General features: G+C 58.4%; 18 protein-coding genes. 7 read left to right on the top strand and 11 right to left on the bottom strand.

The window, feature by feature from the left end; translation table 11 throughout:
* Positions 1 to 301 precede the first annotated feature (301 nt).
* The 7 genes from NQF87_RS08315 (at position 302) to NQF87_RS08345 (ending at position 5940) form a co-directional block, all read left to right on the top strand.
* On the top strand, positions 302 to 763 hold the full coding sequence (locus NQF87_RS08315; RefSeq protein ID WP_266127948.1) for a hypothetical protein: 462 nt from the start codon (positions 302 to 304) through the stop codon (positions 761 to 763).
* A 101-nt stretch (positions 764 to 864) separates the two neighbouring features.
* Complete coding sequence (metX, locus tag NQF87_RS08320) at positions 865 to 2028, top strand: homoserine O-acetyltransferase MetX (RefSeq protein WP_266127949.1); 1164 nt, start codon at positions 865 to 867, stop codon at positions 2026 to 2028.
* Complete coding sequence (gene metW, locus NQF87_RS08325) at positions 2018 to 2623, top strand: methionine biosynthesis protein MetW (RefSeq protein ID WP_266127964.1); 606 nt, start codon at positions 2018 to 2020, stop codon at positions 2621 to 2623. The genes metX and metW overlap by 11 nt, the downstream gene beginning before the upstream one ends.
* Before the next feature lie 276 nt (positions 2624 to 2899).
* Complete coding sequence (locus tag NQF87_RS08330) at positions 2900 to 4216, top strand: DEAD/DEAH box helicase (protein ID WP_266127950.1); 1317 nt, start codon at positions 2900 to 2902, stop codon at positions 4214 to 4216.
* A gap of 122 nt (positions 4217 to 4338) precedes the next feature.
* Complete coding sequence (locus NQF87_RS08335) at positions 4339 to 4896, top strand: thioredoxin domain-containing protein (protein WP_266127951.1); 558 nt, start codon at positions 4339 to 4341, stop codon at positions 4894 to 4896.
* 137 nt (positions 4897 to 5033) lie between these two features.
* The gene (locus tag NQF87_RS08340) at positions 5034 to 5429 is read left to right on the top strand and encodes a hypothetical protein (protein ID WP_266127952.1); all 396 of its coding nucleotides are present in this window, start codon (positions 5034 to 5036) and stop codon (positions 5427 to 5429) included.
* 34 nt (positions 5430 to 5463) lie between these two features.
* Entirely contained in the window at positions 5464 to 5940 is a 477-nt protein-coding gene (locus tag NQF87_RS08345) for a type IV secretion protein Rhs (protein WP_266127953.1), read from the top strand.
* A 386-nt stretch (positions 5941 to 6326) separates the two neighbouring features.
* Here the strand turns inward: NQF87_RS08345 and NQF87_RS08350 are convergent, their stop codons facing one another.
* The 11 genes from NQF87_RS08350 to NQF87_RS08400 all read right to left on the bottom strand — a co-directional run.
* Positions 6327 to 6581 (bottom strand): hypothetical protein, encoded by a 255-nt coding sequence (locus NQF87_RS08350; RefSeq protein ID WP_266127954.1) that lies wholly within the window; start codon positions 6579 to 6581, stop codon positions 6327 to 6329.
* On the bottom strand, positions 6581 to 6814 hold the full coding sequence (locus NQF87_RS08355) for a hypothetical protein (protein WP_266127955.1): 234 nt from the start codon (positions 6812 to 6814) through the stop codon (positions 6581 to 6583). Before NQF87_RS08355 ends, NQF87_RS08350 begins: the two co-directional genes overlap by 1 nt.
* Before the next feature lie 133 nt (positions 6815 to 6947).
* Positions 6948 to 7289 (bottom strand): hypothetical protein, encoded by a 342-nt coding sequence (locus NQF87_RS08360; protein WP_266127956.1) that lies wholly within the window; start codon positions 7287 to 7289, stop codon positions 6948 to 6950.
* Positions 7290 to 7328: 39 nt separating this feature from the next.
* Positions 7329 to 7541 carry a hypothetical protein gene (locus NQF87_RS08365; RefSeq protein ID WP_266127957.1) on the bottom strand — a complete coding sequence of 71 codons (213 nt, stop codon included), beginning with the start codon at positions 7539 to 7541 and terminating at the stop codon, positions 7329 to 7331.
* Between the two features lie 83 nt (positions 7542 to 7624).
* Positions 7625 to 7891, bottom strand: a complete 267-nt coding sequence (locus NQF87_RS08370) for a hypothetical protein (protein WP_266127958.1) — start codon at positions 7889 to 7891, stop codon at positions 7625 to 7627.
* A 10-nt stretch (positions 7892 to 7901) separates the two neighbouring features.
* Positions 7902 to 9050 carry a hypothetical protein gene (locus NQF87_RS08375; protein ID WP_266127959.1) on the bottom strand — a complete coding sequence of 383 codons (1149 nt, stop codon included), beginning with the start codon at positions 9048 to 9050 and terminating at the stop codon, positions 7902 to 7904.
* Positions 9047 to 9475: a phage fiber-tail adaptor protein gene (locus NQF87_RS08380; protein WP_266127960.1), complete on the bottom strand. Its 429-nt coding sequence runs from the start codon at positions 9473 to 9475 to the stop codon at positions 9047 to 9049. Before NQF87_RS08380 ends, NQF87_RS08375 begins: the two co-directional genes overlap by 4 nt.
* Positions 9472 to 9906: a structural protein P5 gene (locus NQF87_RS08385; RefSeq protein ID WP_266127961.1), complete on the bottom strand. Its 435-nt coding sequence runs from the start codon at positions 9904 to 9906 to the stop codon at positions 9472 to 9474. Before NQF87_RS08385 ends, NQF87_RS08380 begins: the two co-directional genes overlap by 4 nt.
* Positions 9907 to 9908: 2 nt before the next feature.
* Positions 9909 to 10178: a hypothetical protein gene (locus NQF87_RS08390; protein WP_266127341.1), complete on the bottom strand. Its 270-nt coding sequence runs from the start codon at positions 10176 to 10178 to the stop codon at positions 9909 to 9911.
* A gap of 78 nt (positions 10179 to 10256) precedes the next feature.
* Entirely contained in the window at positions 10257 to 10805 is a 549-nt protein-coding gene (locus NQF87_RS08395; protein WP_266127962.1) for a DUF4376 domain-containing protein, read from the bottom strand.
* Positions 10802 to 11247, bottom strand: a 446-nt coding sequence (locus tag NQF87_RS08400) for a hypothetical protein (RefSeq protein ID WP_266127963.1), incomplete at its 5' end; no start/stop codon positions are given. The genes NQF87_RS08395 and NQF87_RS08400, both read right to left, overlap by 4 nt.

Genomic DNA, 11247 nt, shown 5'->3' on the forward strand with positions numbered 1-11247 from the left:
AAGCCTCCCGTCTCATCATTATAAGTGCGGGGAAGCAGCCGCCCAGAAGGGCAGTGTCCCTTCTGGCGGGGCAATATCTTGTGTGAGTCGCTTTAGAAAACCACAGCATATTGTGCTGCTGAATCTTGATTCTTCGGCTTATAAAAAACTTTAATAACTCCAATAATTGGCTGTTTTCCCAGCCCTTCATGCCTCTCCGAGGGAAAATGGTGGGCTGGTGTCTCATCTTTTCATTGAAAGTGAGAAGAGTTCTCATCTAACGTCATTCATGAAGCAACTCGCAGAGAGAGGGAGAGGCCTCATGACCGTCATTCAGATTGCAGAACAGCGTGGCTGCTATGGCATGTCCATGAAGACACTGGACAGGGAAGAGCAGACAGCCCTGTGGGCGTTGCGTTATCTGCTGGGGCCGAGCTGCTGGCGGCGTTCCATGTCCCTGACGGGGCTGCTGGGCAGGGACGCTGACCGGCTTCAGGAACGCTTCAGGGCACTTTTCCTGCATGCTGTCTGTGGTACGGCCTCACTGGAATATTCCACGACGGAAGCCCATCTTCTGGACATTCTGGCAGACATGCAGAACGCCCCGGAGGAACAGACACTGCATTCCGAGCTGGGGGAGGCCCTGATGCATCTTGGTCTGGCACTGGCCGCTTATGGCCACTGGCTGCCTGTCCGCAAGAAAGAACAGGCTGTCATGGAGAGAATGCCGATGCCGGCTCTGGCTCAGGACAATTATCCTGAGATGATGGAAGCCGCCGAGTAAGAAAGCCGTCATATTATCCGGTCCCCGTGCGTATTCCGTCTTGAAACCACGGGGGAGGCGGTGTTTTTATACGGGCTTCTTGTTACAGACAGCCGGAGCCGATGTTGGAAGTCCAGTCCATGATTTTCCCCGAGGGGATCACCCTTCAGTGTGGGGAAAGGATCGCTCCGCTGGAGGTCGCCTACCAGACCTATGGCACGCTGTCCCCCGGAAAAGACAATGCCATTGTCATATGCCATGCCTTTACGGGGGATCAGTATGTTGCCAGTCCACATCCCGTCACGGGGAAGCCGGGCTGGTGGTCCCGCATGGTCGGTCCCGGCCTGCCGGTTGATACGGACCGTTTTTTTGTCATCTGCACCAATGTGCTGGGTGGCTGCATGGGGACAACAGGGCCGACGACGGTACGGGCTGACACGGGGCAGCCGTGGGGCAAGGATTTCCCTCCGATCACCATGCATGACATCGTGGCGGTCCAGGTAAAGCTGGTTGATCATTTTGGCATTGATCGGCTGTTTGCTGTCATCGGTGGTTCCATGGGGGGGATGCAGACGCTGACATGGGCCACGGATTATCCTGACCGTGTTTTTGCGGCCATGCCGATTGCCACCTCTCCTTTTCAGTCAGCCCAGAACATTGCGTTCAATGAGGTCAGCCGTCAGGCCATCTATGCAGACCCGGACTGGCATGGCGGGGATTATCAGGCGCATGGCGTCATTCCGGCCCGTGGACTGGCCGTGGCCAGAATGGTCGGTCACATCACCTACCTGTCTGAAGAAGCCCTGACCCGTAAATTCGGGCGGGAAATCCGGCCTGGGACCATGCCCGGTCCTCACGATCCGCTGGCAGCCCTGCCATTCGGGGGCATGTTCCAGGTGGAAAGTTACCTGCGCTATCAGGGGTCCAATTTTACCCGGCGTTTTGACGCCCACTCCTATCTGAGCATTTCGAGGGCCATGGATTTTTTCGATCTGGGCAGCGAGCATGAGGGCAGCCTTTCAGCAGCCTTCCGTGGGGTGAAGACCCGGTTCTGTGTCGTGTCCTTCAGTTCAGACTGGCTCTTCCCGACTTCACGTTCCCGCACTCTGGTAAGGGCCATCAATCAGGCGGGAGGGTATGTGTCCTTCGTGGAAATTGACAGCGACCGGGGGCATGACGCCTTCCTGCTGGAGGAACCGGATTTCGACAGGACCATCCGTGGATTCCTGAATGGAGCGGCCTGTCATGCCGGTCTGCCGGATGGGGGACACACTGATGCGGTTTGACCAGAAGCTGATTGCCGACATGGTGGCCCCCCGTAGCCGGGTCCTGGATATTGGCTGTGGGGATGGCAGCCTGATCGGCTATCTGTCGCGGGAAAAAGGCTGTGATGCGCAGGGGCTGGAGCTGGACATGAAGGCTGTCACGCAGTCCGTGGCGCATGGTCTGCCTGTCATGCATGGTGATGCGGATGACATGCTGGCGGATTATCCGGATGGCACGTTTGATTATGTCGTGCTTCAGCGGACGCTTCAGGCCGTGGAATATCCACGGGATGTCCTGCGGCATATGTTGCGGATCGGTCGTTCTGCTCTTGTTTCTTTTCCCAATTTCGGGCATTGGCGTCTGCGCTGGCATCTGTTGCGGACAGGCCGTATGCCAATGACATCCGTCTGGCCGACTCCGTGGTATGAAACGGCCAATATTCACCCCTGTACGATTTATGATTTCTTTGCCCTCTGTGAGGAGGACGGGTACGAAGTCTGCCGATGGATGGTCGTGAACGGCAACCGCCAGTCCCGTCTGGCAGGGTGGTCGCCTCATCTGGCCAATCTTTTTGGAGAGCAGGGGCTGTTTCTTTTACGTCGCAGGATACCGTAACAGACGGGTCCGTATTGCGGAGACTTCATGGGACAGGCCGTTATGACGTAACGGTCTGTTTTTATGTCTTTTTCCAACAGTCATAAGAGACCTGTTCCGGGGAGGGAACAGGGCCGTCGGGAGGGAATGAGATTTTCTCCTTGTTATAAGACAAATATAGTCCTATTTGTGAACGGGACGAGCAGGGGCCTCCTGATCAGTGGGAGGTTCAAACGTCCATTTTATGCGGTGTTGCCAGATGGATTGCTGGAGTGACGCCGGTTTTGAGGAAAAATCATGAGCAGTTTTCAAGCTCTCGGTCTGGCGGCCCCCATTTTGCAGGCCCTGGATGAAGAAGGCTACACGACGCCAACCCCCATTCAGGCCGGGGCCATCCCCCATCTCCTGAAAGGGAAAGACCTTCTCGGTCTGGCACAGACAGGAACAGGGAAGACGGCAGCATTCGCCCTGCCCATCCTGAACTACCTGCTGGAACATCCCCGCAGGGCGGCCCCCCGGGGTGCCCGTGTGCTGGTTCTGGCCCCGACACGGGAGCTTGTGGCCCAGATCGGCGACAATTTCGCCGCCTATGCCCGTCACATGAAGTTCTCTCATGCCGTGATCTTTGGCGGCGTGGGGCAGAACAGGCAGGTTGAGGCGATGAAACGTGGCGTGGATGTCATGGTCGCTGCCCCCGGCCGTCTTCTGGACCTCGTGGGGCAGGGGCATATTGACCTGTCCACGCTGGAAATCGTCGTGCTGGATGAGGCGGACCGTATGCTGGACATGGGCTTTGTTCATGACATCCGGCGCATCGTGGCCCGTCTTCCGGAGAAGCGGCAGACATTGCTGTTCTCTGCGACCATGCCGCCTTCCATCCGTGATCTGGCCCATTCTCTGCTGAAGGACCCGGAGACCGTACAGGTCACGCCGGAATCCAGCACGGTGGACCGTATCCGGCAGGCCGTCCTGTTCGTGGATTCAGCCCAGAAGAAAGAGGCCCTGATGATGCTGGTCAATAATGACCGGGTCGTGCGGGCTGTCGTCTTCACGCTGATGAAGCATGAAGCCAACAAGGTGGCCGAGTTCCTGAACAAAAGCGGGATTACGGCGGCGGCCATTCATGGCAACAAGTCGCAGGGTGCCCGTGAGCGTGCCATGCAGGGCTTCCGTGATGGCAGCATCCGTGTGCTGGTGGCCACCGACATTGCGGCCCGTGGCATCGACGTTGATGAAGTCTCTCATGTCTTCAATTATGACCTGCCGAACGTGCCGGAAGCCTATGTGCACCGTATCGGCCGTACGGCCCGTGCCGGACGTGAAGGCTGGGCCGTGTCCCTCTGTGATGCCGAGCAGCGTGCATGGCTGCGGGAGATCGAGAAGCGCATCAGCAAGGCCGTGCCTGTCATTACCGATCATCCCTATCATTCTGCGGATGCACAGAACTCCACCCTGCCGCCGCCGGTTCTTGGTGGTGGACGGGGCGGCCGTGGAGGCCGTGGCGGTGGCGGAGGTCACGCCGGTGGACGGGGTCGGTCTCCCCGGTCGCCGTCATCCCGGCCGACAGCTTCCGGGCAGGCGGCCTCCAGAAACAGGCGTCGTCGCTCTTCCTGAAGATGACGTCGGCATGTGTGCCCGGTATGCAGGCACTGACAGACAGCTCCGCATTCTGCGGGGCTGTTTCTGTATGGCGTCTTCCATAAAAGTGGAGGCGCGCAGGATGATGGAGATACTTCATGAGCACTGACAGCACACCCGAACCAGCAGCCCTGATCTGGGGGCATGGTCCACGGAAAGTGGAGTTCTTTCTGGAGCCGACATGCCCTTTCAGTGTCCGTGCATCCCGCAAGCTCATGCCCTTTCTGGAGCATGTAGGGGAAGATGCCCTGACACTTCAGGTGCATATTCACTCCCAGCCGTGGCATCTGTTTTCAGGATTTCTGACACGCTGCATCCTGGCGGCGGCAGCGTTGCCTGATGGCCGGGACAGGGCATGGCAGACGTTACGGACGATTGGCGACCATCGGGAGGAGTTTGACTTTTCCGGTCACTGTGCGGGGCTGAACATGCAGACGACGCCAGATGAGTTGATCGCCCGTCTGGAGGTCTATACCCAGCTCAGTCTGGCGGTTCCTTTCCGGCTGTCGAGTGTGACGGAGGCCATGAAGGCCCATACCCGTCATGCCCGGAAGAATGGCATCCATGTATCACCAACCGTCATGCTGGATGGCCGTGTGGATGACCGCTTCCAGAGTGGGCAGACCATTGAGGAATGGGCGGCCCTGCTGAAGTGAAAGGGGCATGTCTTCGGGGCGGTAGGGAATCGTTAAGGTGTGTTACGGATTCTTCATGGCTCCGTAACGCAGTTGCCATCTGTCATGAGGCATGGTGTAGCGAGGGCATACGGGAAGATTTCCATTTGAAGAGGCATATGATGAAGTACGCTGGTATTCTGGTCGTCATGGGGGGACTGAGTGTTGCCGGTATGCCGGGTGTTGCGGGTGCATATGATGGCCAGTCGATGCCGTGGGGGCATGTGCAGCAGATCAGTGACGTGCGGGACCCGAATGGTGGTTACGCCGGGAGCATCGATCAGGATGGAACCGTGAGGGACCGGGATGGTGGCTATGCCGGGGGGATCGACCGGGACGGAACCGTGCGGGATCGCAATGGTGGCTATGCGGGTGAAATAGACAGGAATGGCACCCTGTATGGCCGGAATGGTGGTTATGCCGGGAGCATAGACCGGGGCAGCAGGAATAATCATCTGTCCGACGCAGATCGGACGGCAGGTGCCCTGATCCTGCTTCATCGGCTGCCTCGCTGACTGTGTGGGTGGAATTCATGTCAGGGAGGATGTCATGAAATATGCTGGATTATTGCTGATGGCCGTCTGGCTGGGCATTGTGGGGATGCCGTTCCATTGCGCCACGGCCACGCCGTATGATTATCAGAACCCGGCAGAGGTTGGGAAAGACAGGGCAGGGGCTGTCTATGACGGTTCGGGCCGGTCAGCCGGACGTATCAGTCAGGACGGTCGTCTTACGGATGCCCGTGGCGTGCCCGTTGGTCAGATGGATGGAGACGGGTTCCTCTATGATGCGGCGGGCCGGTCTGCCGGGCATGTCAGCCGGGACGGGCACCTGTATGATGCCCGTGGCGTCATGGCCGGGTCGGTTGATGTGGATGGACGTGTTTATGGCCCCAGTGGTGCCTCTGTTGGATTCATCCTGCATGATGGAACGGTGCAGAATGCCTCCGGCCAGACCGTAGGCCATGTGCCGCCCGCAGACCGCACGGCGGGAATGCTGATGCTGCTCGGTCGCCTGCATGGCTGACTGACAGAAAGGTCAGTCCTTGCATGGTGTGTGTTTGTCACCCATGTGCTGGCCTTTTCTTGTGGGAAGGCCAGCCATGAGCCTGAAAAGCTGGCAGGCGTACCGAAAGGGGCCGCCGGGCCTGACCGGTTTCATGACCCCATGTGCGGAAATGGGCAATGTCCGCATTCCGGGATGAAATCAGGGTCTGTTCAGAAGATTCATTGTGGCGGATGGGGTGGCAGCCATATAGCGAGCAAAATAATGCGGGCCTCCCAATTAAAATTGATGTCTCTATTTTTTAAGGCCCCCACTGAGGCCCCCAAAAAATATTCCCCTAACAAGCAGAATTGTAGGGTGGAAAACTGCGGGTCGGATGAGGAATGGGGAGGCCGGGGAGCGAAAAATTAAGGCTTCTCATCCAATGCTCGACACTCCGCTCGTTCATTCCCGTAATCTGTAAGGAACACCGGAACCTCTATCAGTTCCGGATGCGCCCTAAGTTCCGATGCCAGTACAGCCTGTTCCTCATGGCTGTACTGGACCAGAGGCGGGCAGGTGTAGCGGACCTGAGCGGGTGAGCAGCCAGACAGCATTCCCGCAATGCAGGCCGCAATCAGAGCACATGCGGCCAGATATGAGACGATGTATCGGTCACACATCAGAATTCTCCCTTGTCGAGCGTTCCGAGTAGCTGGTTATTGCTCCTGATCCCGTTCGTTCGGGCAGCGAGTGCTCTCCGGGATGAGGCGGCTTCTTCGTTTGCCGCCGATGTTGCCTCGGCTTCAGACCGGACCCGGGCGGAATTACGTCCGGCCCGGTTGGCGTACCAGACAATCCCGACAATGAATGACAGGATGGCGACGGCAATGCCGCCGATAAAATATGTGGTCATGTACCCTCCATCTAGCATCAGGCCCTTCTGAATCACTTTGCCTATGACAGGGCTGTTTTTCCCGGTTTTCAGCCGTTTTATGGGGTGATTTGGCTGTGACATGCCCGGGGGAATTCCCCGGGCACTTTCAGGGTCAGCCAATGCCTCCGGAATAGGAGGAATTTGTGGTTGCCGCTGGGCTGGATGCCGTGTCCTTCTTCTTGTGGATGGCGGCGATGATGTCCTCCACGCCTTCCTCAATCTGCCCGGCACCCTGTTCCACCTTGACCAGGCCGTTCATCAGGCCCTGCACATCCATATGATCTGCCAGAAATGGTTCCACGATGGAGCCGATGGCGGACAGGGCGGACGTGGCCGCATGGATGCGGGCCTTTGTGGCGGCACTCTCGTGGTCACCCAGAGCATTGGTGATGAGGGCCTCGATGCCTTCGAAGACGGTGTTCGGGGTTGCTGCTGTCGTTGTTGTGTCAGTCATGGTTTTCTCTTTCTGTAGCTGTGATGGATCAGGGGTCAGTCAATTCTGCCTGGTCTGGCCCGGTTTGATGTGATTGGCGGCCCAACCGATGTTCAGGGCGATTGTGGAGACCAGCCGGTAAGGCAGAACCCAGCGGGAACCGGCAGCGGGTGGCCTGACGAATACCGTCACCAGATTGCAGGCGATGATGAGGAGGGAGGCCGGGAGCGCCCATGCCGCCGGGAGTGTGTCGAGAATGGAATTGATGTCCATTTTGTTCTCCAGACATGAAAAAACCGCCCGGAGGCGGCTGGTGAATACGAAACAGGGCGATGCGGGTTTCGTATAAAGCTCGTTTAGTCTTCGATGCGGTCGGGCACCTGGGGCCATCGCCCATAAATGATCCGGCTTTCTGCCAGACGTTTGATTTCCTGAAGGTAAGCCCTTGTTTTTGGTCCGCCACGCTGCTGGTAATCGATCATCCCCAGCTGCCCGATGCTGATCAGCTCTGTCCTGGCATCACTGAAGAGCTGCCTTTCTCCAGACAGATAGACCTCATCCGAGTTGGTGGGGTCGCCAATGTCAGTTGGCACGCCATCCATGTCCACGGTCATGTTGCTCATTGTCTCTCCTTCAGGCGACAACGCCTTTGATCCAGAACGTGATTGATTCTAGCCCGGACCCGGGCCATCCCCCCGGATGCTGGAAATTGAACCCTGTCGTGCTGGTGCCGGTTATGTTGATCGTGGCCCCCGGTCCCATTTTCCCGGCATCCCAGTCGTCATGGGAAATTGTTGTCGAGGTTGCCGTGATCGCAGGGGGTATGGCGAATTTCGGCCAGTCTGCCGGGTAATCGACATGGCCCGGGTTCCCGGCCCCCCCATCGTAGCGGCGGAATATGATGCCCTCGAATGTCCCGCTCGGTGTCAGTCCGGGAACGTCGTAATGCGTGGTGATGCCACCACCAGATGACCCGCCCCCCGCAGGAGCGGCATTCACTTTGGTGGTGAGGTCGTCAATCCTGACGCCTAGGTCAGCATCGGCCTTCTTCCGTTCGTCCGCTTCCTGAGAAAGGTCTGCGCTTTTGGCCAGTCCGTCGACTGAGGGGATGGACAGGCCATTGATCTTTTTCTCAAGGTCGGCATCAGCATTTTTACGAGCCTGCGTCTCTGTCTCGAGATCGGAGTTTTTCGCCAGACCGTCTGTGGAAGGGATATTCAGGGCGTCGATCTTCTTATCAAGTGCGCTGTCCGCATTCTCCCGGGCCGTTGCCTCGTCATTGAGGGCCCCCTGTGTCGCCAGTCCAGCAATGGAAGGAATGTTCAGGCCATTGATCTTATCCTCCAGAGTTCTGTCACCCTGTTCCCGGGCCTCCGTCTCACTGTCAAGAGACGACTGCGTTGCCAGTCCGGCGATCGACGGGATGTTGAGACCATTGATCTTCTCTTCCAGCTGACTGTCAGCTTTCTCCCTCGCCTGCGTCTCCGTGTCGAGATCGGAGATTTTTGCCAGTCCGGCAATGGAAGGGATGTTCAGGGAATCGATCTTGTTCTTAAGTTCGGTGTCCGCATTTTCCCGGGCCTCCGTCTCCGTCTGGAGATCGGACGATCTGGCATAGATGGAAAGATCGGGGCTTCCCCCGCCCAGGGTGCTGACGGGGAACTGGCCCGTCCGGCCATCCTTCACGCCCAGTATCGTGTCTCCTGTCTGTGGCGTCCCCAAGTTTGGCAGGTCGGGAACCCTGATGCGACCGCCTTCTGTTGCTACCGTCTGCGCTGTCATAATGTGAGAAGTCTCCCATCATCCAGCATCAGGGCAGCCGGCTGTGTTTCGGCCCCATCCGGAGGGGCCAGGCTGGCCCGAACCCCGTCTATTGACCCGCTGTCCGGCAGGACGGTGATCTGGACGATCCGTACGTAACGGCGGCCCGTGCTGGTTTCGAGTGTTATGGTTATGGCCTGCTGCCCGACGTTGCCGCCCTGAAGGCCGATCGTGGCCATGTCGGGGCCGAGGGCGGACCAGAGCACGGTGAGGCCGGTTCCGTCCTGAACATCCACCGTCAGGCGGATCACGCTCTCTCCCCGATCACAGCAGAAGGGAGCCAGATACAGGCTGTAATCCAGAGCGTCCCCGACATTCTTTGCAGGCCAGTTCTGGATGGTTGCTGTCTGGGCCGGGTAGAGGGACCGGCTGGAACATGGTGTCATGCAGATACCCCTCCGGGCGGGAGGTTCGCCGCCACCTGTGCGACCAGGGAGCCGTACGGGTTCTGACCGTTCTCAAACCGAATTATGGCGTTCATCAGGCTGGTGAGGAGCTTCGGGGTGGGCGGCCCCAGCTTTGCATCCGGCCCTACGCACATGAATCTGCAAACGGCCCTGATGTAGGACGCCGTGGCATTTTCGTTGGGCGGTGCCCATTTGCTGATGATGCCTGTTACGGTGTCGATGCCATCCCGTACGATATAGAGGCACAGTTGGTCCCGTAGGGCAGCCAGCCCGGCCTCCGGTGTGGGGAAGCGGGCAAATCGGGCGTTTGGCCCCGGTTCAAGAACGGCCCCTTTCTGGTGAGCGAAATTCAGGTTGCCCGGATTGTTGTTGCGGATGCCCCGTGGTGGGAGAGTGGATTTTGCCGTCATGATTAGCCTCCGTGATAATATCTGAAGATTTCCGACACAGCGGCCACGATGGCAGCACCGGTAGCCCCGGCCACTGTGAAGGCCCGGCCCTGCCAGCTCTGGAGACTGGAAAGGGCCTGCTGGATTTGGGCGAATTGCGTATTGATGACTGTCTGTAGCGAGGCGATCACTTCATTCTGGTGTCGCTCGTTCGCTTCCAGACGGGTGATGCGCTGTTCATGGTCCGTGATGTCGGCCTGTCTGGCAGGCCGATTGTCTTTTTCCTCCGTCATGTCTTTCCTCTGGATATAAAAAACCGCCTCAAAGGGCGGCGTGTACTGCTCTGGCCATCCGTGTGGATGCGGGGAGGGCTAGTGGTTGTCCGGCCATCCAGCCGTGATGTCCGCATCGTCTCCCTTGTCCAGCTGCCTGCTGATATCTGAGGCATGGGCCTGGCAGGCATTGCGGTATGCGGTGATTTTCTTGCAGAGGGCGGTCACGTCCTGCCCTGTCATCGGGACGGTCGATCCGTCCGGGAGCGTCCACGGCGTGCCGTCTTCCCACTCATCGAGTTTCACCACAAGGGACTGCTGGAGCGTGTTCGTGTAGGATGCGCTGTCGGTGGGGAACAGGATCGGGGCCGTGCTCCGGGACGGCTGGAAATATACGCCTGAAGCCATTTTTTCCGGTGTGGTCTGCGCCAGAATGTCCCGCTTTGCCGAAAGCGGGATGATGACGTCCAGACTGGCGATCGTCCCATCAGGATTGATCTTTGCACCCGGCCCCGGCTGGCGGCACAGGGTCTGATAGTCTTTCTCTGATACGGGGATATAGCCCTTGCCAGTGGCATTCAGCGGGCCACAGCATGTCGCTGTCATCCTGCTGTCAGTGTCGACGATGACATAATAGGGGCCGTTCATGCCAATACTCCTACGGCGATGACGTGAAGACGCCAGTGATAGCTGGTGTTCCCAATGAACACCGTTGAAAGGGAACAGGCCTGGAACAGGAACCCGGCACTGGTTATGTTCGGGGTCCCATCGGCATTGTTCAGAAGCACGGCAACACGGGATGACGCCGTGCTGGGCGTGCCGGAGGAAGCCTCCGAATTGACAAGGGCCGTTACATAGGGCGTTGTTCCGTCCTTGAAGGGCTTGGGGAATGTCACCCAGTATGGTGCCCCGTTGCCGTCAATCGTGAATGCCTGAATGGCAACCCGCCCTGTAAGGCCCTGGCCGATGACTTCTGGCAGAACGCCGCCTCCATCACGGGTGATCGGCCCCGTGACCGTGCCCCCCGTGAGAGGGAGAAGCCCCGCTTCAGCCGTCTTTGCCCGTGTGACTTCATTATTCAGCAAGGTGC

This window comes from Bombella dulcis (assembly GCF_026385505.1).
GTDB lineage: Bacteria > Pseudomonadota > Alphaproteobacteria > Acetobacterales > Acetobacteraceae > Bombella > Bombella dulcis.

Excerpts from the sequence above, each read along its gene's own strand:
- NQF87_RS08315 (WP_266127948.1), top strand. The coding sequence starts at position 302 with ATGACCGTCATTCAGATTGCAGAACAGCGTGGCTGCTATGGCATGTCC.
- metX (WP_266127949.1), top strand. The coding sequence starts at position 865 with ATGTTGGAAGTCCAGTCCATGATTTTCCCCGAGGGGATCACCCTTCAG.
- metW (WP_266127964.1), top strand. The coding sequence starts at position 2,018 with ATGCGGTTTGACCAGAAGCTGATTGCCGACATGGTGGCCCCCCGTAGC.
- NQF87_RS08330 (WP_266127950.1), top strand. The coding sequence starts at position 2,900 with ATGAGCAGTTTTCAAGCTCTCGGTCTGGCGGCCCCCATTTTGCAGGCC.
- NQF87_RS08335 (WP_266127951.1), top strand. The coding sequence starts at position 4,339 with ATGAGCACTGACAGCACACCCGAACCAGCAGCCCTGATCTGGGGGCAT.
- NQF87_RS08340 (WP_266127952.1), top strand. The coding sequence starts at position 5,034 with ATGATGAAGTACGCTGGTATTCTGGTCGTCATGGGGGGACTGAGTGTT.
- NQF87_RS08345 (WP_266127953.1), top strand. The coding sequence starts at position 5,464 with ATGAAATATGCTGGATTATTGCTGATGGCCGTCTGGCTGGGCATTGTG.
- NQF87_RS08350 (WP_266127954.1), bottom strand. The coding sequence starts at position 6,581 with ATGTGTGACCGATACATCGTCTCATATCTGGCCGCATGTGCTCTGATT.
- NQF87_RS08355 (WP_266127955.1), bottom strand. The coding sequence starts at position 6,814 with ATGACCACATATTTTATCGGCGGCATTGCCGTCGCCATCCTGTCATTC.
- NQF87_RS08360 (WP_266127956.1), bottom strand. The coding sequence starts at position 7,289 with ATGACTGACACAACAACGACAGCAGCAACCCCGAACACCGTCTTCGAA.
- NQF87_RS08365 (WP_266127957.1), bottom strand. The coding sequence starts at position 7,541 with ATGGACATCAATTCCATTCTCGACACACTCCCGGCGGCATGGGCGCTC.
- NQF87_RS08370 (WP_266127958.1), bottom strand. The coding sequence starts at position 7,891 with ATGAGCAACATGACCGTGGACATGGATGGCGTGCCAACTGACATTGGC.
- NQF87_RS08375 (WP_266127959.1), bottom strand. The coding sequence starts at position 9,050 with ATGACAGCGCAGACGGTAGCAACAGAAGGCGGTCGCATCAGGGTTCCC.
- NQF87_RS08380 (WP_266127960.1), bottom strand. The coding sequence starts at position 9,475 with ATGACACCATGTTCCAGCCGGTCCCTCTACCCGGCCCAGACAGCAACC.
- NQF87_RS08385 (WP_266127961.1), bottom strand. The coding sequence starts at position 9,906 with ATGACGGCAAAATCCACTCTCCCACCACGGGGCATCCGCAACAACAAT.
- NQF87_RS08390 (WP_266127341.1), bottom strand. The coding sequence starts at position 10,178 with ATGACGGAGGAAAAAGACAATCGGCCTGCCAGACAGGCCGACATCACG.
- NQF87_RS08395 (WP_266127962.1), bottom strand. The coding sequence starts at position 10,805 with ATGAACGGCCCCTATTATGTCATCGTCGACACTGACAGCAGGATGACA.